Source organism: Gemmatimonadota bacterium (assembly GCA_026706845.1).
GTDB lineage: Bacteria > Latescibacterota > UBA2968 > UBA2968 > UBA2968 > VXRD01.
The window spans coordinates 13,525-37,468 of the sequence record JAPOXY010000114.1 but is presented as its reverse complement, the minus strand read 5'-3'; the positions used below and the strand labels follow the sequence as shown (position 1 = coordinate 37,468).

Genomic DNA, 23,944 nt, shown 5'->3' with positions numbered 1-23,944 from the left:
TCGATGGGGTCATGGTTTGCCCGGTGGCCGTAGGTCGTGAGGTGCTCCTGCTCGAATGCCTCCGCCAATGTCGTTAGTTCCCCGGGTCCAAGCGGAACGCCGGGTGCAGGCACGGTCAGCTCGGTGGTCTGGTTGACATAGCGCAAATCGGCAAGCCGCCGTACTCGAATCTGTTCGGGGCGATATCCTTCGGCAACGAGCGTCTCCACCGCCTGCGACTCGAGTTCGCTATAGAGCCGGTTCAAGTCTTCGGGCCTGACCTCTTCCAGTCTGCGACACCAGGTTCGGACGGATTCATGCTCGGGTTCGGACACAAGCAGCCCGAAGGCACTGAACAGGCCGGGATGCGGCGGAATAATCACCTCTCGCATGCCCAGGGCCTGTGCAAGGGTTGTGGCTACGAGGGGCCCGCACCCTCCAAACGCCAACAGGGCGGCCTCACGCGGATCTCTTCCGCGATACGTAGAAACGGACTTCACGGCCCGGATCATGGTCGCACAGGCCAGTGTAAAAGCCCCAAAGGCGGCTTTCATCAGACATTGTTGCATCGGTCTGGCCACTTTCTCCTCGAATATCCTCCTCGCTTGATCTGTCTCCAGTTTCATCTTCCCGCAAAGCAGAGCATCGGGACTGAGATAGCCGAGAAGGACGGCGGCGTCCGTGAAGGTCGGCTCATCGCCTCCAAGCCCGTAGCAGACGGGCCCGGGGTCAGCGCCGGCACTTTCCGGCCCGACCCGGAGCCGGCCGTGCCGGTCAACCGAAACAATACTCCCGCCGCCGGCTCCGATCTCCGCGATATCGATGACCGGCAGCTTGAGCGCATATCCTGCGCCTTTGACCAGGCGGCTGCTCAGGTTGATACCGGCACCGACTTCATATTCGGAAGTCCGGGCAACGGTTCCGTTCTCAACTATGGCGGTCTTGGCGGTTGTGCCGCCCATGTCCAGGGTAATCACGTTTGTGTAGCCTGCTTTGCCGGCCATCCAGGCTGCGGCCATCACCCCGGCCGCGGGTCCGGATTCAATCAGGTGGGCGGGCTTCTTCTGCGCCGAGTCGGCTGTCATAACTCCGCCCCCTGAATGCAGAACCTCCAGCGGCGCGCGAATGCCCATTGACTGGAGTTGTTCGCTCAGGGAATTCAGATATCGCTGCACGACCGGCCCGAGGTAGGCATTAATCACTGTTGTGCTCGTACGCTCATATTCGCGGATTTCAGGAAGGACCTCGCAGGAGGCGGTGACAAATACATCGGGAAGCGACTCCCGGGCCGCGGCGACCGCCCGGAGTTCGTGCTCCGGGTTGGCGTAGGAATGGAGCAGACAGATCGCCAGTGCTTCGATCTCCTGCTGCTGCACGGTGTTCAGGACATTTTCCAGGGACACCTGCTGGAGAGGTTCCCGCACCCCGCCGCGAGAGTCCATTCGTTCATCCAATTCGAATCGCAGGCGGCGTGGAACAAGAGGACTGGGCGGGCTGTAAAAAAGGTTGTAAAGCTCGGGGATCCGAATCCGTCGCATCTCGATAACGTCTCGGAATCCTTTTGTCGTGATCAGGGCCGTCCGGGCTCCCTTGCCTTCCAGGATCGCATTTGTGGCAACAGTCGTGGCATGTGCGATTCTCTCAATGGAAACCTCTGAAATCCGGCGATCTTCAATCAATTCGCGAAGCCCCTGAATGATACCCCGGGCGTAGTCCTCCGGCGTGGAAAGGACCTTCCGGACAGCGAGCGAACCGTCACTGCCCAAGACAGCAATGTCGGTAAATGTTCCGCCGATATCGATGCCGATATGAGATGATGGCGGTGATATCATTTTCAGCCTCCTGATTCGGGCTCAGCTATCTTGATAGATTTGCATTTCTTCAGGCGTTAGCATAAACTCGGACTGAACGTTCAGCCGGTCCTTCATCCTCGGGACCGTCTTCACCACCTGATGGACACGGGTGTCAGCAGCCCGGCGGCCTGGCGTTCCCGTCGGGCCGTCGCGGCTTTCTCTTTCAGGAAGAGCTCAGGCTGGTTCAAACCCAATAGGTTCGTCGCGCAACTCGTGACCTCTAACTCGATCTCGTTCGGCCCCGGCAGCACGAGATCGGTAAGGTCGAACGTGTAGGGGCGCCAGAGGCGCGGTGCGAGACGATGCCCGTTGACAATCAGTGCTGCCACTGCGGCGACCTCCTCTGCATGAGCCCAGACGCGGCCCCCCAGTGGCGGCAACTCGCATCGCCAGCGGTACCGGGCCGTGCCTGTGTAGTTTGGAAAGCCCGCCTCAGCCCATGACCCGGGGCCGAGACGCCCTCGTGTCTTGACCAGGCACCCGTCGTCCACGCAGAAATCGCCGCGGATCGCTGTGAGTGGCGGCGTGTGAGGCCCATCCCATCCGGGTGTGCGGCTCCGGAACGTGACCACATTCTCGCCCGGTACGACCAGAGCACGGATGTCTGCCCGCAGGTTGCGCCAATCCCAGATCCGCGCCCGCTCGAAGCCGGTGAGCGGATGTTCGTTGAGCTCGAGATGAAACGCTTCGGTCAGATCCTCGGTCGCGATCTCGACCGGCTCCGCACCTTCCTCGATTCGGAAGGTCCACTTGAGCTCATACTCGTCGCCGGGCTGAACCGCACATGTGGCGGGGAAGTGCAGTCCGTCAAGGTACTGCCACTCCTCGGCGTCGGACGTCCGGACCTGCCAGGCGGCGGCCAGTAAATTCGCCTCGAGGAGTGAGAACTCGGCCTCGCCCAACACCAGCTCCTGCGTCCAGCTCTGCTCCGGTCCCCGGCTGGCGCAGACCGGCCCGTCGGTCCGGGCTGCAATAAGCGTCTGGAACGGAGCCAGGTCAACGTTCGCGTCGATACTCCCGGCGTCCCCTGTTTCGGGATCGAGGACTGTGTTGACGTCAGCAGGCAAGGGCACGGACACGCGCTCCGTTCCCTGGTTGTAGAGGAACAGCAGCGGCTCGCCGTCGAACACCCGCCGACTTGCCCGCACGGAGGACGGCATCTCGGGCAGGGCCCGGAATTCGCGTGGAATGACGGCATCGAGGGCATTCCTCAGCGGGTCCCGGGCGTCGGGTGGCAGGTCGTTGCTCACGATCCAGGTCACGCGATCCCGGCCGAAGAGATGTGTGCCCGTCCCCTCCTGGAGTGCGGCGGCCGCTTCACGCCCCTCGTTGTCCGGCAGCGCCGAGAGATGATCGGTCACTCGTTTGAGGAGCGCGGGATCGCCTTCCGCCCAGCCGGGCACGCTGTTGACGAAGACCGTGCGTCCCCCGGCTTCCAGGAAACCTGCCAGCTTCTCTGCGATCTTCCGAGTCAGGCAAGTGACGTTTGGCAAGATCAGCAGTTCATACTCAGCCTCGGCGGTCAGAACGGTCCCACGGTCCACGTTCGCAGAAGCCAGGACGTCCTCGAAGAGGTAGTCGTAGTCGACCCCGAGTTCCAGGAGCAGGTTTGTCACAGCAAGGAAGGCTTGCTGCATCGCCTCGAAGGCGGGCGGTCCCGGGACTCCCCGGGCCAGGTCTTCCGCACTACCCGCCCACTCACAGAACGCTGTGGTGATCGGGTGCAGTACGGCGACCTTCCCGGTGGACCGTGACAGAGCCAGCGTTTGGCAGATACGCGCGACATAGTCGCCGAACGTCCGATAGAACGGCCAGAACGGATTCTGGTGGCCGTGTGAGGGTGGATACCCGCCCGGCAGCACCTTGCGCATGCCGGCGATTGAGTAGTAGGCGCCCATGTACTGCAGGAGGTTGACACCGCCCAAGGCGAGCTTGTCGAAGATGATTTTCATCTGCTCGGGCGTGAGTTCCCAGCCGCTGCCCGTGTAGGTTTCGCAGAGCAGTCGGTCGCGTCCGAGCTGGCGGATGGCGGACCCCCCGCTCTTAGCGGCGACCATGAAGTGGTCGGCTTCGTGGTTCAGTCGAGGGAAGATGGCGTCGATCCCGGGGATGTCGAGCCAGCGGAGGCACCGGTAGAAATCTCCGAAGAAGAGAATGTTGTGGCGGAAAAGCTCCTCCCCCGAAAGGTGTCCCGTGAGCGTTAGCCCATGCTCTCGGCACCACTCCGCGCACTGCCGGTAGTAAGCACTCTCCAGGCGGCCGGTCAGGTAGTGCCAGTAGTCGCTCCTGATTCTCCGGTAATCTCCCACGTTCGCCAGCAAGCTCGGGAGGTGCGCCGCGACGTCATAGCCATGGCGCTCAAGAAACGTTTCGCGCATGCCATGAGTCCAGGGGAGAGGGCGCTCGGACTCGCCGTAGGAGCCGGCCAGGCAGTACGACACCTCATCCGTAAAGAGGCCGGCAATCGTCTTGCCCAGCTCTCCGGGGAAACGGCTACGGTAGGCTTCATGAGTGAGCTCGATGAATGCCCGTACCGTCTCCGGGTCGGAAACATCGCCGTAGCCCTCTTGCCCCCAGCAGAAGGGCGACCACTGCGCAAAAGGGCACACCCCATTCTGTGGCGTCTCGTGGAAGACGGTCGCTTTGCCCGATTCGTCCACGCATTGCCATGCAGCGTGATCGTCCTGGGGTCCATGCTCCGATGCCTGTTCGTCGCTCGTCACCACGAGCATGCGACGATCAGGATTGTCGCGGATCAGGTACCCGCCTGCTGCACCGCTGGGCCAGTTGTATTCGTCATAGATCCAGAAGCGCATGCCGTGCTTCCTGGCCTCATCGACAGCCCAGCCGATGGCCTCGAACATTTCCTCGGACAGGTAATCGACCGGGAAACCGTACATGGGGTGGATGTAGAAATCGAGGATGCCTGCGTCCCTGAAGTCCCGTACCTGTCGGCGCACCTCGTCTTCCTCAAGCGGGGCGTTCCAGAACCACATGATGTGCGGACGGTAGTCGTCCCCAGGTGTGGCGAACTGCTTGATGAAGTCGTTGCTCAGGGGCATCTATCACCTCCTCTTTGTGCCCATCGATCTCCGCTCAGTCATTTTCGAATAATTCCGTCAGTATTGCCACCGTCGCTTCGACGATGCGCTCCAACGAGTCCGGCGCAAACTTGGCCCAGTAGGTGCAGTTGGCGTTGGTTTCGTGTCCCGGTCTTGCGCAGGCGTCGCGCGTGGGGAGGTAGCCGACGTATTGCGTGGACATGTGAGCGATGAAGGTGAGCTTCGCAGGCGACCTGGTCTTAATCTCCAATTGACCTTCCACGAACGGCTCGCCGGGCAGAGAAATGATAGCCATGTCGCCGATGCGGAAGACCTGGATTTCATACATGAATTGCGGCTCACGATTTCGGCAAAGCTCGATGCTTTTCGTCGATGCGGCATGAAACCATGTGGGATCTACTTCGCCGTTGTCTTGTAGTTTCAGCGTTGGGTGTTCGGCCAGAATGCGGTTGACCTGGTCTTGCCGATCGTTGGGAATATCGCGATACGCCAGAGGGATTTTTTTGAAACGCCAATCGATCGAATCAACGTCTGCAAAGCTCAGCGATTCGATGACGGCCTGTGTGGTGTCCGCCAATTCATTCCCCATGTGCACATGGTCAGGCGTGAAGTTGGGCGTAAAGGCGGGCCAGGGATTGACGTTGCCACAACATCCGTTGATGACCAGGGGCGGGCACATCAGACTGTTTTGGTCTTTGACTTTTGCGCTCCACGCGCCGGGCCAGTCGGCGCAGACGGTATTTTTTCCCCGAGCAAACACATTGACCGGATGACAGGTAAAGTGCAGCAGCATCGCGGCCACTTCACCCGCGGCCGATTGCGCGCACCACACACCCACCTGTGGGTCGGCAGGGCCTTCCATGTAAACGATGTCCGTCGGCCCCAGAGGTTTGGCGTCACTGGTGAAGGGCCATGGCATGCAGATATTGCCGCCGCGCATCACGCCACGTCGATTAAAGGCCAGGTCGTCGCGAACGGCATGCCCCATGGCGACCTGCACTGGCGTTAACGCATCGTTCGCTTCCTGGATCGCGCGGGTCGCGCCGGCGACAGCCTGCTTCGTATAAGCGGCTTCACTACCGGTGATGTGCTCCTGATCAGCTCTCAGGTCAAGCGGGAAATCCGGGTCGAGCATGAGGGCGCCGCAACTCGGCGCCGAGTGATTCTGCAACGAATGCACCATCACCGCGTGGGGTTCAAAGCCCAGCGCGACAGCGCTTTCTCGAATGGCCCGGGTGTAGGGCAAAGTAACCGCCAACGTGTCTAATGTGATGATACACAATTTCGCGTCTTTGGCCTGGGCGACCATCACTTTGGCGTAAAGTGGATCGAGGATTTTTTGAGCAGGGCGATGTTCTCCCATGCCGCTTCCGGCCAGGTGCGTGCCCAAAGGCGGTGTGATGTCGATGGCGGCTTGGCCTATTTGAAGCATAGCACAACATCCTTGATGGGGAATGACCAGGTTTTTGGCTGAATCAGTTCAATATACTCTTTGTCTATGGTGAGTAATACTGAAATCGAACTGGGTAAGGCAAGCGTTATTTGAATTATAACTTGCACCATCACCCCATCGGGGATAAATTGCGGACGAAAGTCGTTTAACCTATCCATATCGTCATAGGAATAAAAGTCAAGATCACTAATTATCTTTATGCACTGGCTCTTTTTTTCTATTATCCTCGACTTCGGTTTTGTCCAGCTATTCAAGCTGGGACAAAGACGCGGCTGTTACGCGCCAGTGGTTGTCGCCACCAACTACCTCGTCCTGGCTCTCGCAATTGCCATTTATCTTTTTGTTATTGATGCGTGGACGTTTCCCCGTCTTGCCCTTTATACGGGGTTGGGAACTGGTACGGTTTTTATCAGTTCGATGTTGCTGATGAATCACGCGCTTACCCTCGCGCCCATCGGTTCTGTTGTTACGGCTTTCCGAATGTCCATTGTCATGCCTATTGTATTGGGCATTTATCTCTGGGGCGAATCCATGGCCCCAACGCAGTTTGTGGGGTTGCTTCTCGCGCTCAGTGCTCTGGCACTTATGACTTCTCATCCGGGCAGAACCGCGCAAGTCAGAGGAATAAAAGCATTTGGTTTGCTTATCGCGGTTTGTTTCTGTCAGGGCATAAGCCATACGTGTTTGCGGTCTGTTCACTACAATGGTCTCGATCCCGTCTATCTGCATGTCTTGATGTTTATCGGAGCAACTGCTGGACTGATGGGTGGTGTTGTCATTGCTCTGAAAAAACACCGGCCACAAGGACCTGCGATCAAACTCGGCATTTTTATTGGCCTTTACAATGTTCTGGCGCTTTGCGTCATTATGACGGCATTAAGTAAGTTGCCGGGCACGCTTTTTTTTCCGACATTGGGATGTAGTGTTGTTGTGCTGGATAACCTCTTTGCCCATTTCTACTGGAAAGAACGCCTCGCCCGACCCGCTATTGCCGGTGTGGGGATCGCTGTTCTCGCCGTTCTTCTGGTTTTATAGATACGGAGAGAACTCACACAAAGGCACAAAGACACAAAAGGATAATAAGGAGCTTTTTATGAGCCGACCCAATATTGTTTTTGTATTCGCCGATGACTGGGGCTGGGGCGATTTGAGTTGTTATGGACATCCCCATGCCAGGACGCCAAATCTGGACCGCCTCGCCGCACAGGGTACTCTTTTTTCTCAGTTCTATGTTTGCTCTGGGGTTTGTTCCCCAAGCCGCGCGGCTGTTATGACCGGGCGTTTTCCGGCGCATTGGGGCATACACGGGCATTTTGCACAGCACGAACAAAACGCGGCGCGGGGTATGCCCAATTTTCTCGATCCCGATGCAGTGACGGTTACTGGTCTGTTGCAACAAAGTGGGTACGCCGTGGGGCACTTTGGCAAGTGGCATCTCGGTAGCGGTGCGGGCGCGCCCGCGCCTTATGATTACGGTATTGACGAGAGTAAAATTAATGTGGGCAATGGCCCGTTGCTCAATTTTACCGATTTGCAGACTGGCGAGGGCCGCAGTCGCTCTACAGAGGTGATTATTGATGAAACGATTGGTTTTATTGAGCGGAATAAAGACGAGCCTTTTTTTGTTCAGGCATGGCTCAACGATACCCACGCGATTCTCGATCCGACAGAAGAACAGATGGAGCCTTACAAGCAATTCACGGCGAATGGTCTGGAAGACAAACACAAGGGCGCGTTGCGGATTTACTATTCGGTTGTCACCAATGCAGACCGCCACATTGGCCGGCTGATGGATAAACTCGACGAATTGAATTTGAGCGATAATACCATCGTGATCTTTTCTGCGGACAATGGTCCCGAAGATATCCATATTCGCAATGCCACGCACAGCGGTGTCGGTTCTTCCGGTCCTTTTCGCGGTCGCAAGCGCAGTCTCTACGAAGGTGGTGTGCGTACGCCTTTTATTATTCGCTGGCCCAATGGCGTTTCTGCCGGGCGGATTGACAACGATACACCGCTTTGCGCGGTCGATCTTTTGCCCACTTTTTGCAATCTGGCTGGCGTTGATATCGATGGGCTGGTGCTCAATGGGGAAGATATGACCGATGCGCTGCGCGGTCGCAGCGTTATAAGAAAAAAACCGCTTATGTGGGAATGGCGGTTCAATATTGCCGGGCATTGTTTGCACAAAAGCCCCATGCTTTCTGTCCGCGAAGGCGATTGGAAATTGCTTTTGAATCCCGACCGCAGCCGCGTCGAACTTTTCAATATTCCGCGAGATCCGATGGAACTCAACAATCGCGCAGAATATATGCCAGAGCGCGTCGCGGAAATGGCTGATCGGGTGCTCGCCTGGCAAGATACCCTGCCCGAAGGTCCGATTGATGACAGTGCGGGGTCGAATGCGTATCCCTGGCCCGGCACGTTTTAGATATGGACGCACGTCAAACTGTACACGCCTATTTTGACGCGCTTACTGCGGGAGACGCCCGGCGGTTGATCGGCCTTATGTCCCGCGCGCCCTATTATGTCAAAATAGGTACAGATGAAGACGAATATATCCAGGGTGGTGAAAATATGCCCGAGTACTATCGTCACCATGTGGATAGTACTGAGGATTTCGCCATTACATGCGATTATCTCGATGTTCAAGAGCGCGAGGCAGTTGCATGGTTTTTTACGCGTCAGACCTGGAAGCTCAAATGGCAGGGCAAACGCGAACAATTGGCTATGCGTTTGACGGGTGTTCTCGAAAAAGAAGATGATCAGTGGAAATTTGTCCAGATCCACGCCTCACTCGGCGTACCTGAATCAGGAGATATACACGATGGATGAACTTGCTATTAACGGAGGCGCAAAGGCCAAAACCGTTCCGTACAATCAACCGAATAAATATACCGATGAAGAACGCGAATTGTTGCTCGAGGTTCTCGATTCGGGTAAACTCATGGGACCGGGGGGGAAAGTTGCGGATTTTGAAGCTGAAGTCTGTCGCGCGTTCGATGTCAAACACGCGATTATGGTGACATCTGGCACGGCTGCGCTGCAAACGGCTCTTGCTTCGCTGGGTGTGTCTGAAGGCGATGAGGTTATTACCACACCTATGACGGATTTTGGCACGACTGCGGCCATACTCGCACTGCACGCCATTCCTATTTTTTCTGATATCGATTTGTCAACCCGCTTGCTCGATCCTCAAAAGGTGCGCGAAAAAATTACCGATAAGACCAGGGTCATTATTACCGTCCACATGGCCGGTATGCCGTGTGATATGGATGCGTTTCTGGATATTAGCAAGGATACTGGGGTTAAAATTCTCGAGGATTGCGCGCAAGCACACGGTGCGACTTATCGCGGTCAATTTGTCGGTGCGATTGGACACGCCGCAGGATTTTCCATGAATGAATCCAAGCAGATTTCCACTGGCGATGGCGGTTTTGTCACGACCAATGACGATGAGACCGCTGAGATCGCCCGTCTTTTCCGAGACAAAACCTATTTGCGCGGTCAGAAACTCGAACGCGGCGTGCAACCCATTCCTTTTTTTGGCACTAATTTGCGCCCGACCTGCTTGCAAGCCGCTATTGCCATTGCGCAACTCCACAAGCTCGAGTATCTCGTTGCCCGTCGCGATCAGATTGTTCGGCGATACTATGACGAACTTGGGGATCTGCCCCATCTCGATTTTCCGAAAATTGCCGATAATGTCCACCCGTCGTGGTGGCCGCTTGCCATTCGCTATACGGGTAGCGCGCCAACGCGAGATGAACTCGTCGCTATTTTTCGCGCCGAGGGTGTTTCCATTAATACGAGCATGTCCGCAGTGAAAAATATTCTCCGCACGGAAGTTATCCAGAAACGCAAGTACTATCCTTTAACGGACGATATTCCGATATTCTGGCAAAATACTGTGTACAATCCCGATGACTGTCCCAATGTCGATACCCTGCAAGCCACTTGTCTGCGCCTTCCCGTGAATGAACGCTATACGGACGAAGATATCGATCAGACGATTGCGGCGGTGAAGAAGGTTTGGGCGCACTATTTTTAGCTGAAATGCGCGTAATCCCCAAGTCTTTAGGCTTGGGTCGCATGGCGAAGCGCGTAGAATTTATGGGGCGGTGCTTTAGCATGGGGCATATCGCACAAGGCGATATGGGCGGTGGATCAACCAGATTATTCCAATAATTCCACTGGCGAGGTGACGCTTAGGATTCTTAAACGCTACGTTGAAAATCAAAAGGGCGTATAGTGGTCTATATAACTTACAAATTCAAGCTGTATTCGGCGTGTGACCGAAATCGGTATCTGCACGATGAGATAGACGCCTTTGCTGGCGTGTATAACCACTTCATTGCTTTGATTAAGCGATACTATCAGCGATACAGCAAGTATCCGAACAAGTATGCACTGAAGAGGCATCTGACAAAACTGAAAAAAACTAAGCGATTTGGTCATTGGTGTGCGCTACCCTCACAGGCATTGCAAGACGTGGTATTTCGCATAGACTTTGGGTATCAGAAATTCTTTGCCAGAGACAACAAGCGACCGCCCACTTTCAGGTCACGCTTTCGGTATCAGTCCTATACCCTGACGCAAGCAGGGTATAAATTTCTTGAGCGTAACAAAGTGCGTATCGGCAAGCGTATATTTCGCTATCACAAAAGCAGAAACTTCGATGTAGAAAGTATCAAGACGGTCACAATCAAGCGTGACCGTGTAGGCGACTTGTGGCTATGTGTTGTTGCAAAGGCTGAAGGTATCAAGTCATTCATTGTCAAGAACGGTAAAACCGCAGGCTTTGACTTCGGCTTGAAAACCTACCTGACGGCCTCAGACGCCACACGAACACAATCGCCTTTGTTCTTTTCTCGCAACGCCAGACAGGCCAAAAAAGCCAACCGCAATCTGTCACGTAAGCAGAAGAGTAGCAACAACCGTCATAGAGCAAGAGTGAACCTTGCCAGAGTGCATCGGCGCGTAGCGAATCAGCGCAGGGACTATCACTGGCAACTTGCTCATCAACTGTGCAAAGACTATGATGTAATGTGCTTTGAAACGCTGAACATCAAAGCCATGCAACAGTTGTGGGGCAGAAAGATTAACGACCTGGGATTCTCGGACTTCTTGGCTATTCTCAAGCATGTCGCACAAAAGACAGGCAAAACAGTTCGGCAAATTGACCAGTGGCTACCCACGTCTAAGACTTGCTCCGCATGTGGCACTGTCAAAGAAAATCTTGAATTGCGAGAAAGAACATTTCATTGTTGCGAATGTGGTCTTGAAATAGATAGAGACCTCAACGCGGCAATAAACATTCACAGGTGGGGGCGTCCACCTCTGGCGAAGGCAGCGTAAGATCAGGCTTGGATAGCTGGCTACTGCCGTTGATACCACAATCCATGCTGAAGCAAAGAGAATCCCAATGCTTCAGCTTTGGGAGTACGTCAAATAGCGTTGTTTGTTGTCTTGACCAATCATCCAGAACTGAGTAAATTGTCCATCGCAAATCTACAATAACTGGTAAAGCTAATCATGACCTTAGATATCGAATCTGGCATTTGCCGTCCCAAAATTGATATGCACTGCCATGTCTGGCTTATGGATGGGTGGGAGCAGTCCGCTGATCATCTCGTCGCTTCGGGCGATATGCTCGGCATTACCGAATACTGGTGTTCCTCCGTTATCCAGCAGGGCATTCTGGCACCTGTTGAGGATGTGCCTCCTCACAACGATACTATTTTGAGCGCGATGGCGCGCCATCCCAAACGCATTCGCGGCTGGTGTTTTGTCATTCCCGGTCATTTTCAAGATGCCATAGACGAAGCCGAGCGCTGTCTCGATGCGGGCATGATTGGCATTAAGCTCTACAATCAGTACCGCATCGACGATCCGGTTTTACACCCCATTCTCGAATTGGCGAGCGAACGTCGCGTACCCATTCTTCAGCACGCGGGATATCCCGTTCCCGAACACCGCGCAAGCCAGCCGCTCATTTCACACGGTATTCATTTTAGCGAAGCCAGTGAAAAATATCCCGATGCGATTCTCATTCACGCCCATATCGGGGGCGGAGGTGATTGGGAACACACGGTGCGCGAAATGCGCCAGGCGTCTCCCAATGTTTATGTCGATGTGTCGGGTAGCAACCTGGACGATGGACAGGTCGAATACGCGGTTTCAGAACTCGGTGTTGAGCGCGTGCTTTTTGGCACCGATGGCACGATGGCTGGCTCGGTGGGCAAAGTTCTCGATGCAGATCTCACCGAAGATGAACGCGAACACATTTTTTGGACCAATGCCGAGCGCATTCTCGCGCAACAAGGGGCTACGCCTACAGAACCTCGTACCAATTAAAGGAAGAAAACATCAAATGCTCATAGATGTAAATGCCTGGCTCGGCACATGGCCTTTTCGTTCTCTGCGAGACAATACACCCGATGCGCTTATCACGCGCCTCGACCGATCGGGGATTGACAAAGCCGTTGTCTCTTATATCGAAGCTGCATTTCACAGGCATCCGCAATCGGCGAATGAGCGGCTTGCCCGCGATGTTGAACCGCATGGCGATCGCCTTATTCCAGTGGGTACAATTAATCCTCTGTCGCCGCATTGGGAAGATGACCTGACGTCCTGTATTGATCTCGGTATGAGGGGAATTCGCCTTTTTCCACAATATCACAATTACCAGACCGATGGTGCTGAGAGCCGAAGCGTTGTTCAAGCATGCGCTCAGTGCAATCTTCCGGTTTTTATTCCGCATAGACTCGAAGATATTCGCCAGCATCACTGGATGGATCCGGGCCAGAGTGTTGACCTGGCACAACTCGCCAATCTGATCGTGTCTGTGCCCGATGCCGCGATTATTATACCGAATGCCCGTCCGCTCGCGCGGTCGCCGCTCTGGGTGCGGGAGGACCTGCGCGATTTGAACTGGTACTTCGATCTTTCGCTGGCTGAAATTCACTATGGTCTGCATAAAAGTACCAATGGGATGAAGGATCTGGGATATTTAATTGAGGAAGGCGGTGCGAATCATATTCTTTTTGGTACGCATTTGCCCATCTCCTATGCTGGTCCAGCTCTCGTAAAACTCGCGATCCTGCCCGTCGGTGAAGAGACGCTCGAAGATATCAAATACCGCACGGCTGCTAAACTTCTGAATCTTTAGATTGTACCATCAAAATAGTGCAAACAAAATGCCCCTGTTTCATTGGTAGAAACAGGGGCATTTACTGTGTGGTGCAAAATCCACAACATTTGATTAAGACCTCAAGCTCACTTTTCAGTTATCTACACATTCAGCACACACCAATTGATTTAAAAAAAGGAAATCCAAATGCGCTGCCTGTAAGAGTTTTTCAAAAAACTGATAACCCATAATTGGAAAAGGAAATAACATAAAACGTTTCTCTTCAATAATTCGAAAACCAGAGCTAACTAAAAGTGCCTGCATTTCTTTTAGACTCAAGGTCTGATATATGATTGATTCCGAGAAATGACCAAATAGTAAACCCAGTTTAATTCCTAACGGAGTTGGATCAATTGTTATTAGTTTGCCATGAGGTTTGAGCACTCGTCTGCATTCATCAATATGGCACTGTAGATTTGGCAGATGTTTGATCACTGCTGTAGAAAAAATAATCTCAACGCTATTTGAAAGCAGGGGTAAGATTTCACCCGTAGCCTGAATCAGGTTTAGAATCCTCTCTTTAGCAATTTTCAGGTGATCATATCTCGTGTCAATACCTATTCCCATTTGAATAACACTGTGATCTAATATGGTTCTCAGCACCTGGCCATCTGCCGTCCCAATGTCAACAATTATAGCTTGTTTTGCAACATCGAGAGATTTAATCTGCTGAACCATCATCTCGGATCTTCTATAAAGTCCAAATTTGTGAATAGTACTGGTTTGTCTTTTGCGAAGGTAGTTTTCCGTTTTCATTTTTTTCTGCTAAGGATTTTCTCCTTGTACTCCATCTCCAGTTTAACTACTTTGATAAATACACTTATACTTCACGGCACGGCTTTCGCACGATGACGAGGTTGAGGGTGGGATCCCGAAGGGCGTCTCTGAAGACGCTGCGCATCTGCTCGTCGGTGTCTTGTTCCTGTACTTCGCGGACTCGCGACGCACCACAGGCAAGGGCGAGGTCGCGCATGGTGACCTGCGGTCCGGCTTCGCCGTTTATTTGAACGCCCTGATCGGGAGTGGTTTGTCCGCCAGTGGTGAGCGAGCCGCCATTGTCGAGTACCATAACAATGGGTGTCGCACCTGTGGCGCGCGCATGGACGAGGGCATTGATGCCGCCGTGATAAAAGGCGGAGTCGCCACATATCGCAATGGTGCGTTCGGCAATGTCCGTTTTGCTCAGGCCACAGGCCACGCCAATGGCGGATCCCATCGAAAGTTTGGTGTCGAGCATGGGAGCGGCCATTACCACGCATCCCGGATCGGCAGATATAAAGGGATTTTGGCCGAGGGCATTGGCTTCTTCGCGCAGTGCAGTAAGGATTTCTGTGAAGGGGCAGCCAGCGCAGTGGTTTTTGCGAAAGGGTTTTTCGCTTTCCCAATTTTCTTCCGTATAGCGTGTGGTTGGCGAGAAACCCGGGAGATAGTTGTCGAGTGCGTTTTGTATTTGCCAGCGGAAGAGTTCGCCCACGCTGATGAGATGTCCCGTGCGTTTACCCAGGATTGGCGGGGTAAAACCGGCGTCGTAACCAATGGCTTTGATGGCGTCTTCGATGTATGGATCGACTTCTTCAACGACGAGTACTTCGCTACATTTTGCGAGAAAGTCCGCGATGAGTTTTTGTGGGAGGGGGTACAGGGCACTGAGTTTGAGGATGGAGATGTCAGATGTGTCGACTCCGTCGAGCGCGTCGAGGAGTTTGGTATGTACCATGCCACAGGCAATGATGCCTTTTTGTCCATTGCCATCTATGCTATTGAAGGGCAGGTCGCTAAATTGTACGGTGGCGCGCGCGATTTTTTCGTGTAATTCTGTGTGGTTGCCCACGGTTGTGCGAAGTGCGGATATCCAGCTCATTGGCTCGCGGTCGGGTTCGCGGGTGGCGTGTTGCGCTGCGGGCCGAAAGTCGGAAAGAGCCTGCGTGCTGACGCTGTAACTTCTGGTCAGGCGCAATATCACGATGGATTGCAGGCTTTCTGAGTATTCAAAAGCCCATTTTATCATGTCGCGGCCTTCCGCAGGCGTGGCGGGTTCGAGCATTGGAAGTTCGGCCAGGGGACCAAGGGTGCGCGTATCTTGCTCGTTTTGCGATCCCCAGGCACCGGGATCATCGCCCATGACAATGACGAGTCCGGCGTGTACTCCGGTCATGTTGAGCACCATCAGGGTATCGAGCGCGACGTTCATGCCCACGCTTTTGAGACATACGAGCGCGCGCTTGCCGCCCTGTGATGCGCCAGCAGCCATATCGAGGGCAATGCGTTCATTGATACACCATTCGGCATGGTGTCCGTGGTCTTTGGCCATTTCGGCCATGGCGTTAAATGTGTTTGTGCCGGGTGAACCGGGATACCCGGTTACAACGCCGACACCTGCTTCTACCGCACCCCAGGCAAGGGCGCGTTCTCCGTCAATGGTTTGGGTCATTTTTGTACTCCTGAATGAAAAATCGGGTGATAGCACTGGAAATATTAAAGTGTGTGTGTGCGTATTTGTCAAGCACAGAAGGGTTTGTACTGTGATGGGTCAGATAAATCCAATTATACGCCAGTATAACAGGGTCAGTGGAAGCAGCGCGATGAGCGTTATCAGAGATATCAGCGACATCACGAGTACGAATTGTCCCATTCGAGCATAGCGAAAGCTGTACGCGACAATAAATGGCGCGCCCTGATAGGGGATGAAAACCACGCCCGTGCCAATTGCCAGACTGAGGGCGATGGGTAGGGGCGACAGGCCGAGTTGAGGCCCGAGGTCGAGCAGGAAAGGGGCGAGCACACCGCCAACCGCGGCGGTGTCCATTAAAAAATCAAATGGCACGGCCAGATACGCTATGATGGCGAGTTGGGCAGTGGGGGTTTCGACTGTTTGGAGATGGTGTATGAATACGGACGCGAGGGCGCGGTTGAGGCCAGATTGTTCGAGGGCGTGACCAATGGCAAAAACTGCGGAGATGAATATGAGAAGGGGAAAATTGATTTTTTTGATGGTGTCAAAGGGCAAGGGACCCCAGCCGGGCAAATAGCAGAGGAGGACGAGTCCCAGGCCGATATAGACCGGGTGAATGCCGTGTATAATATCGGTCGTCCACAGGAGAACACCTGCGATGAGAATGCCGAGTATTTTTTTTTCGGGACTGGTCATGTGGGCGGGAACATCGGCGATGGCGGAATGGCCCGAGAGATCGGGTTCTCGCGAGGGGCGAAATAGCAAACGGATAAGGCCGTAGAGCAGGCCGACGCGCAGGAGGCCGATGATGGGAAAGAGATAATAGGCCCATTCGCTCCAATAGACTGTGATATTGCGCGATTCCAGAACGCCGAGAATGACCAGATTGGGCACGCCAGCTGTCAGGATGCCCGTGCCGCTGTAATACGTGGCGCAGGTTAGTGAGAGGACGAGACCCGCACTGACTTTTGAGTTGGGGGCTTCGCCGAGAGTTTTGAGCAGAGAGACGACCATTGGCATCAAGATGAGGACGCGCACGACGCCAGAGGGGATCAACAGTGCCATTATGAGCCCCAGGATGTGCAGGCCAAAGACGAGTTGCCGATACCCACTCAGGCGACCGAGCACGCTTTGGGCCATTCGCGCTCCCAGGGGGGTTTCGGTAATGCCGAGGCTCAATGCCATTCCGGCAAAGACGAGCCAGACGGCTTTACCGGAAAAGCCCTGAAATGTGGTTTTAAAAGAAAGGATTTCGAGAAGCGGGAAGATTGTGAGGATGAAGATGGCGGTGTAGGATATGGGGATGGGTTCAAAGGTCCAGAAAATAACGGTGAGCGCGGTGAGTGCGAGCGCCAGGCGGGCAGATATGCCGAGGTCACTGGGGAAGATAAAAATAAATAGTGCCAGCGCAGGACCGAGGATGAGGCCAATGGTTTGAGATCGGGTCATATTAGTTATTTATTTTTGGATGTGCATGCAAGATAAGGGGACATGGAGTGATGGACAAATGAATTGTGGGCAGATGGATTCATTATTGATTAAGTACAGAAAATCGCGTAGTTTAGCGCTCAGAAAGGAGATAAGACTATGAATTTTAGAGGCAAATTGGTTGATACGTCGCAGGTCGTAACCGTGCAAACAGATGGCGGGCAGATCGCGGCTATTCACCGCGAGGGCGCGGGAGATGCGATTGGTGGAGACGATGTGTGGATCGCGCCAGCGATTTTTGATGTGCAGGTCAATGGTGTGGGTGGGATCAACTATAAAGCTAAAGATTTGACGGTGGAGAAAATTGTGGAGACGGCGGCGTGGATGCACAGGACGGGTACGGGTTTGTGGTGTCCCACGGTGACGACTTCATCTGAAGAAGATGCGGTTCACGGTCTGGCGCTGTTGGCAAAGGCGTGTGAGGAATCAGAAGTCGCGCGCGCGTCTTTTGTCGGATTTCACGTTGAGGGTCCTTATATCGCGTCTGAAGATGGTCCCCGCGGGGCGCATCCCCTGGCGCATGTGCGCGATCCAGATTGGGATGAATTTCAGCGGTATCAGGAAGCGGCTGGTGGGCGCATTGCGATTTTTACGCTTGCGCCCGAGCGAGACGGCGCATTGGAATTTATTGAGAAGGTGGCTGCAACGGGTGTTATTGTTTCAATTGGTCATTCGGGCGCGAGTCCCGAGCGCATCCAGGAGGCGGTTGCCGCCGGTGCCCAAATGTCAACCCATCTGGGCAATGGCGCGCATGCCGAGTTGCCGCGCCATCCCAATTATATATGGGAACAACTCGCGGCAGATGCGTTGTGGGCAGGGATTATTCCAGATGGGTTTCATCTGCCGCCTGCGGTGTTGAAGAGTTTTTATCGCGCAAAAGGCAAAGAACGCCTGTGTCTGGTGAGCGATGTGGCATCTATCGCTGGCCTGCCGCCGGGTATTTACGGCAGCGAGAGCGGGTTGGGACAGAGCGAGTTGCACGCCAATGGCAAAATTTCTCTGGCGGGAACGCCTTATCTGGCGGGTGCGGGTTTGTTTCTGGACAGTGGTATTCCCAATGCCGTGCGGTTTACAGACGCTTCGCTGTCCGATGCTATTGAAATGACATCGAACAATCCGGCACGGTTGTTGGGGATAGATGACCGCGTGGGGTCTGTGGAAGTTGGTAAAGAGGCGAGTCTATCTTTGTTCCGCTGGGAAGAGGGACAGGAGAAATTGGACGTGGTGGCAACGGTGGTGCGCGGGCAGGTTGTTTATCAGGCTGGATAGAGGAATGCGATATGGCGAAGAAAAAGGTTGTTCTAACAGGTGCATCGGGCTATGTGGCAGGGCGGATGTTACCTGCATTGCGCGAGAGGTATGATCTGACATTGTTGGATGTGAAGACGACCAACCGCGAGGGCGATGAAGTTGAAGGCGTGCAAGTTGTGGATTTGGAAAATCTGGATCGGGATGCGTATCGCGCCCATTTTCGAGGTGCCGATGCTGTGGTACACAGCGGGTTTAAAGGGACTGTAGATTGGCAACACACGGATTATTGGAAGGAGTCCGATAATGTTCGGATGTGCTACAATGTGTACCAAACGTGTGTCGAAGAGGGGGTGAAACGCATTGTGGTGATGAGTTCAAATCACGCATGCGATTTTTACGAGCGGTTGATCTGGTCCGACCAATTGGATTTTGCCACGACCGATATGCTGCCTCTGTCTGATAATTTTTACGGTTGGGCGAAGTCGTCGTACGAGCATCTGGCCTTTGTATTTGCAACGGGCAATGCGGCCAATGGCAAGCGGCTGGAGAGTGTCCACATCCGCATTGGCGCGCCCCGAGACACCATTATGGAAGGGCAGTCGGCAGATGATTTGAAGCAGTTGCACCGGGAATTGGGCGCGTATTTGAGTGCGCGAGATTTGTCGCAATTGGTGATTAAGAGTATTGAGACAGAGAATATTGAAGATGAAAATGGGGTGCCATTTCAGGTGTTTTTTGGCATCAGTGGGAATACGCACCGGTTCTGGAATATCGACAATGCAAGGCGCGTTGTGGGATACGCGCCAGAGGATGACAGTCAGATTCGATTTGCGGGGGAGATTGCAGAGATTATCCGAGAGGCACAAAGCAATAACGGGTTTTGAATATGAAAATTACGGGATTTGAGACGATTCCCATTCGGGGTCGGGCGATGATTTTGAAGATGTTTACGGATGAGGGATTGGTGGGGTATGGCGAGCCGATGAATTACGAGCATTGGCGCGTGGTGGCACAGGCTGTAGAGGATATGGCCGAGTACCTGGTGGGCAAAGATCCGCTGAATATCGAGGACCACTGGCAGGCGATGTATCGCTCGAGTTATAGCCGGAGTATGCCGGTATTGGTCGGTGCGCTGAGTGGAATTGAGATGGCGATGTGGGATGTGTTTGGCAAAATGGTGGGGTTGCCGGTCTGGAAACTTTTGGGTGGGAAAGTTCGCGATCGCATTCGCGTGTACACAGGGACGGGCGGGACGACGCCAGAAGAATGTGCAGAGAATGCAAGCCAAAAGGTGGCAGAGGGCTTTCGCGCTGTGAAGATGGGGGCTTCTCCGAGCCCTGTGAGATTTGTCGATACGCCAGAGAAAATAGATTTTATGGTTTCGCGCGTTGCTGCGGTGCGCGAAGCTGTGGGCTATTCGGTCGATATTGCGGTGGATTTGCATCGGCGATTGAGTCCGACGATGGCTGCGATTCTGGTGAAGGAGTTGGAGCCGCTGCGTCCACTGTTTGCAGAGGAGCCGTGTCATCCGGAAAATAACGAGGCGTTATTGGCGTTGTCCCGGGGTACAACTGTGCCCATTGCTACGGGCGAACGGCATTTGACGCGCTGGGGATTTCGCGAACTCATCGAGCGAGAGATGTGCGCGATTTTGCAACCGGATATTCGCCATTGTGGGGGTATGTTGGAATTGAAAAAGATCGCGGGGATGGCAGAGATACACAATATGGCGATTGCGCCTCACAACGCGGCTGGGCCTGTGGGGGTGGCAGCGTCGGTGCATGTGATGGCAACGATTCCAAATTTGTTGATTTGCGAGGGAGGTCATAACCGTGGAGAAGGCTTGTTTAAGACGCCTCTAATTTTTCGAGATGGTTTTATTGAATTGCCAACCGAGCCGGGTTTGGGTGTGGATATGGACGATGACGTGCTCGAGGCATTGCGCGATGAATCTTATCGCCTGCGCGGGATGTTCTGGCATGAAGATGACGGATCTTTTGCGGATTATTGAGAAAATGCGTTTGATGAATCTTGTGATTCTATTGCTGTTTGCAAGCAGTTATGCAGAGGCGATAGAGAGAGATGTGTCGGCAATCCGGCGAGAATACAACGATGTGTCCGCTACCGTAGATAGTCTCGTACGAATGATGCAGGTGGCAGATGCCGAGGTGTTGAAGAAGCTGCCCGAGACGCGTCCCGAGCGCGTGCTGCCCGAAGGGATGACAGCTGTGATGATTTTTTGGGCGGATGACGAAGCGCGGGTTTGGCTCAATGATTTTCCCGTGGGGGAGACCCGGTTGACGCCTGTGGAAGTGACCGTTCCGGATTTGTATTTTCAAGGGCAAAATCGCCTGCGCGTGCGGTGTTGGGATACGGATAGGGTAGAGAGTGGTTTTTTAGGTGGGTTATACCTGAAAGATGGTGCAGGCAGGTTGTACCCCATTGTGGTTTCCAATGGGGCATGGGAGACCGCAGGAGGACGGGCAACGGAAATTATTTATGCCCATCCGATGCCAGATATTCCCGGTGCGCAACCGATTTGGGGCAGGCGAATGTTTGGGTTTGTAGATATGGCTATCACATTTGACCGGGGTGCGATTGATCGCGCGCTTGCAAAAAGCGCGTCCGTGAGACCAATGGCTGCGCGGCAAGAGGCGATGGATTATCACACCTTTGCCCAACAACTCGCTATTTTGCAGGCTCGACGAGAAAAATTAAGCGCAGATTTAGCGCGTCAGGGCGATCTGAGTGTGCCGCTTTACAATCGGGAACGCGCCCGTTCCGCATCGCTGACACTGGGAAAAGCCGCACCTTTGACCGAAAAACTATCGGCACCGGTGGCAGAAAATGTGCGGTCCTGGTCGGAGAAGTTACCGGCGGTGCAACAGCAGTTGATTTATCCAGACCGCCGTGCGTTAAAAGGAGAAGGTGCTGTAACTGCGACCACTGGTGATGCGGTTCCCACTGCGAGTGACCGCGGTAGTCGAGAGCAGGCGTATCGCCCTCCTGAAGAACGCGGTGGGATGAAAAGTGAAACAAAAGATGAGGGCGTCAATGCCCAGGTGCAGCCGCAGGGGATGAGACGCGGTGGTGGGGGTGGGCAGTCGAGTCCGGCTACGCGATTGGGATTGTTGTTGCCCACGCTGATCGTGGGAGTTTATGTGTTGTATGTGGCCATACGCTGGCAATCGTTGATGGGAGAAAATAGCTGATGTACGGATTACACTGGTCTGAATCGTTATCATTAGTTCTTTTTTGGGTTGTGTGTGCTATAGCAGGTGCATTGATTTTAATGCAACGCTTAAGTGTTATTTGTCGTTACGAAAAGCAATTTGGCCTGTCCGAGTCCAATTGGCCTGGTGCGATAATAGGTGGATTGAGTGGTGCTGGTGTGGCGAGTATTGGTATTTATTTTTATTTTTTTGCGCCAGCAGCCGCGAGTTGGGTCGAGTGGACGGGGCGTTCGGCTTATGTGCTCGTTTTGGGCAGTTCGGCAGCGCATCTGGTCACATTTATTCATTTTTGGCGACGGTTGGGTGCAGAAGGTGCGGATACAGGTAATTTGACTGCATTGCGCCAGGAGCAGGTGGATAATTTTCGCCAGAGCCACGAGAATTATGCGGACTTAAAGGCGCGCGATGACGAGGCAGTAGATGAGTTACTCGCTGTGTTTGGCGAGCGGTTGTTGTCCGGGCAACGCGCTTTGAGTCGCGTTCCGTTTTATGGGTATTTGGGGACTGTGTGCGGTATTTTGCTGATGGCCGAAGAACTGACCCGACTGGATGAGGCGACCGAGACGTTTAAGGTGTTGCGCGATATGGCAGGTGGATTGGTGCTGGCGTTTCAGACAACGCTCGTCGCCTTGCTGGCCTATCTGCCGCTTCGAAAGGGCTATGATATGTTGTTGAATCGCATGTCTGATCTGGAACGCAAATGGTTGGATATGCGCGAAGAGGAGAAAAGAGGGTGAGACGACGTTTTTTACAGCGCGCGGTGGCCGAGGCCGAAGCGCACGACGTGAGCAAAGAGTTGTTCCTGGGCATTATGATGTTGATGCTGTGCCTGGGGATTATGATTTTGAATGTGTCACAGCCCGTGTGGCGCGTCTATCACCACGATCCCGAACCAGGGGATGTGGTGATTTTATATACTTCCAGAGGTCTGGCGTTTTCAGAAGATGGGCGGTCTGCAACACGCAGTTTGGGGCCGGGCGAGTTTCGCAAGACAGTAAATGATCTGGTTGCAGAACCCGATCGGCATTTGCATCTGTTTCTGAAGGGGGGCAGTCGAGAGCGTATGGTGAATGACGCGGCTTATGCAGATTCTCTTTTGTCTGCTGGCACAGCGGGCCAAAAGGTACGCCCCGCTGTATATGTGCATCTGTGGTAAATCGCAATAGCCCTGAATCAAAACCCGGTGAGATCACCGGGTTTTTTTATTTTTTGCTTTTGAGGGCGCGGGCGAATAGGTCGAGGACTGCATCCCAGGATTTTTCAGCGGCGTCTTCGTGGTAGTGCGTTAAACGCTGGGGAAAGAAATAGCCGTGTAGCGCACCGGGCATAAAGTCGATGCGATGTGGGACGTTACAGCGGGTGAGTTCGGTTTTGTAGAGTTGTAAGTGTTCTTCGGTCGCGCCGGCATCCTGGTCCGCCCAGCCAAAGTAGCCTTCGGCTCTGAGTTTTGGCATGGCGAGATGGGGCGAATCCGATGCATCGGTGACGAGCTTGCCGCCGTGAATGGAGACAAAGGCCAAAACATTGTCGGGATAGGTTGCCGCTGCAAAGAGGGCGTGGCGACCACCCATGCATGTGCCGATAGAGCCGACCCGTTGGGCATTGGCTTGAGGCTCTTCTTTGTCGAGGTGGCGAAGCAGTGCGCCCGTGTCCTCAATGACCATGGCATTGGTGGTGCTGGTGTTGAGGTTCATCGGGTGCAGGGGATCTGTTTTTTCGAGATTGAGACCGCCACTCATGAATTTTTCGGGGTTGTAAGACGGATTGCCCATGCGATAAAATAGAGAGGGGAGGACGGTGTAATATCCCGCGCGGGCAAAACGACGGCACATGTTCTTCAATTCGTCGCGAATGCCAAATATGTCAAAGTAGAAGATGACAGCGGGATGCGGTCCTTCGCCTTCTGGATGAAAGACATAGGCGGGCATTATACCGTCTGAAGTTGTAACTTCAATGATTTTTTCAATCATCGCGTTTGTCC

20 protein-coding genes are annotated in these 23,944 nt (G+C 53.9%); 13 read left to right on the top strand and 7 right to left on the bottom strand.

Annotated features, from left to right (window positions below; genetic code table 11):
• From OXG87_11395 to OXG87_11385, 3 genes are all read right to left on the bottom strand, one after another.
• On the bottom strand, positions 1-1,811 hold a 1,811-nt coding region (locus OXG87_11395), incomplete at its 3' end, for a hydantoinase/oxoprolinase family protein (GenBank protein MCY3870153.1).
• A 110-nt stretch (positions 1,812-1,921) separates the two neighbouring features.
• Positions 1,922-4,894: a glycosyl hydrolase gene (locus OXG87_11390; GenBank protein MCY3870152.1), complete on the bottom strand. Its 2,973-nt coding sequence runs from the start codon at positions 4,892-4,894 to the stop codon at positions 1,922-1,924.
• Between the two features lie 34 nt (positions 4,895-4,928).
• On the bottom strand, positions 4,929-6,326 hold the full coding sequence (locus tag OXG87_11385) for a hypothetical protein (protein MCY3870151.1): 1,398 nt from the start codon (positions 6,324-6,326) through the stop codon (positions 4,929-4,931).
• Positions 6,327-6,545: 219 nt separating this feature from the next.
• On the opposite strand from OXG87_11385, the gene OXG87_11380 reads away from it, so the two are divergent.
• The 7 genes from OXG87_11380 (at position 6,546) to OXG87_11350 (ending at position 13,518) form a co-directional block, all read left to right on the top strand.
• Positions 6,546-7,382: an EamA family transporter gene (locus OXG87_11380; GenBank protein MCY3870150.1), complete on the top strand. Its 837-nt coding sequence runs from the start codon at positions 6,546-6,548 to the stop codon at positions 7,380-7,382.
• 58 nt (positions 7,383-7,440) lie between these two features.
• Positions 7,441-8,778, top strand: coding sequence for a sulfatase-like hydrolase/transferase (locus OXG87_11375; GenBank protein MCY3870149.1), 1,338 nt, complete (start codon positions 7,441-7,443; stop codon positions 8,776-8,778).
• Positions 8,779-8,780: 2 nt separating this feature from the next.
• Entirely contained in the window at positions 8,781-9,182 is a 402-nt protein-coding gene (locus tag OXG87_11370; GenBank protein MCY3870148.1) for a nuclear transport factor 2 family protein, read from the top strand.
• Complete coding sequence (locus OXG87_11365) at positions 9,175-10,398, top strand: DegT/DnrJ/EryC1/StrS family aminotransferase (protein ID MCY3870147.1); 1,224 nt, start codon at positions 9,175-9,177, stop codon at positions 10,396-10,398. Before OXG87_11370 ends, OXG87_11365 begins: the two co-directional genes overlap by 8 nt.
• Before the next feature lie 200 nt (positions 10,399-10,598).
• Positions 10,599-11,705 carry a transposase gene (locus OXG87_11360; GenBank protein MCY3870146.1) on the top strand — a complete coding sequence of 369 codons (1,107 nt, stop codon included), beginning with the start codon at positions 10,599-10,601 and terminating at the stop codon, positions 11,703-11,705.
• A gap of 177 nt (positions 11,706-11,882) precedes the next feature.
• Positions 11,883-12,704: an amidohydrolase family protein gene (locus tag OXG87_11355; GenBank protein ID MCY3870145.1), complete on the top strand. Its 822-nt coding sequence runs from the start codon at positions 11,883-11,885 to the stop codon at positions 12,702-12,704.
• Positions 12,705-12,720: 16 nt separating this feature from the next.
• Positions 12,721-13,518 (top strand): amidohydrolase family protein, encoded by a 798-nt coding sequence (locus OXG87_11350; GenBank protein MCY3870144.1) that lies wholly within the window; start codon positions 12,721-12,723, stop codon positions 13,516-13,518.
• Between the two features lie 114 nt (positions 13,519-13,632).
• On the opposite strand, the gene OXG87_11345 is transcribed toward OXG87_11350, so the two are convergent.
• From OXG87_11345 to OXG87_11335, 3 genes are all read right to left on the bottom strand, one after another.
• Positions 13,633-14,295 (bottom strand): class I SAM-dependent methyltransferase, encoded by a 663-nt coding sequence (locus OXG87_11345; protein MCY3870143.1) that lies wholly within the window; start codon positions 14,293-14,295, stop codon positions 13,633-13,635.
• A 64-nt stretch (positions 14,296-14,359) separates the two neighbouring features.
• The gene (locus tag OXG87_11340) at positions 14,360-15,970 is read right to left on the bottom strand and encodes a thiamine pyrophosphate-dependent enzyme (protein MCY3870142.1); all 1,611 of its coding nucleotides are present in this window, start codon (positions 15,968-15,970) and stop codon (positions 14,360-14,362) included.
• Between the two features lie 99 nt (positions 15,971-16,069).
• Positions 16,070-17,440, bottom strand: coding sequence for an SLC13 family permease (locus tag OXG87_11335; protein MCY3870141.1), 1,371 nt, complete (start codon positions 17,438-17,440; stop codon positions 16,070-16,072).
• Between the two features lie 138 nt (positions 17,441-17,578).
• Between OXG87_11335 and OXG87_11330 the strand changes: the two genes are divergently transcribed.
• From OXG87_11330 to OXG87_11305, 6 genes are all read left to right on the top strand, one after another.
• Entirely contained in the window at positions 17,579-18,748 is a 1,170-nt protein-coding gene (locus OXG87_11330) for an amidohydrolase family protein (protein MCY3870140.1), read from the top strand.
• An 11-nt stretch (positions 18,749-18,759) separates the two neighbouring features.
• On the top strand, positions 18,760-19,614 hold the full coding sequence (locus OXG87_11325; protein MCY3870139.1) for an NAD(P)-dependent oxidoreductase: 855 nt from the start codon (positions 18,760-18,762) through the stop codon (positions 19,612-19,614).
• 2 nt (positions 19,615-19,616) lie between these two features.
• A complete protein-coding gene (dgoD, locus tag OXG87_11320; protein MCY3870138.1) occupies positions 19,617-20,741 on the top strand; it encodes a galactonate dehydratase in 1,125 nt (374 codons plus the stop codon).
• Positions 20,710-21,942, top strand: coding sequence for a hypothetical protein (locus OXG87_11315; GenBank protein ID MCY3870137.1), 1,233 nt, complete (start codon positions 20,710-20,712; stop codon positions 21,940-21,942). Before dgoD ends, OXG87_11315 begins: the two co-directional genes overlap by 32 nt.
• 80 nt (positions 21,943-22,022) lie before the next feature.
• Positions 22,023-22,700: a MotA/TolQ/ExbB proton channel family protein gene (locus OXG87_11310; protein ID MCY3870136.1), complete on the top strand. Its 678-nt coding sequence runs from the start codon at positions 22,023-22,025 to the stop codon at positions 22,698-22,700.
• Complete coding sequence (locus OXG87_11305; GenBank protein ID MCY3870135.1) at positions 22,697-23,119, top strand: hypothetical protein; 423 nt, start codon at positions 22,697-22,699, stop codon at positions 23,117-23,119. Before OXG87_11310 ends, OXG87_11305 begins: the two co-directional genes overlap by 4 nt.
• Positions 23,120-23,165: 46 nt before the next feature.
• Here the strand turns inward: OXG87_11305 and OXG87_11300 are convergent, their stop codons facing one another.
• Positions 23,166-23,933, bottom strand: a complete 768-nt coding sequence (locus OXG87_11300; GenBank protein MCY3870134.1) for a dienelactone hydrolase family protein — start codon at positions 23,931-23,933, stop codon at positions 23,166-23,168.
• Positions 23,934-23,944 lie beyond the last annotated feature (11 nt).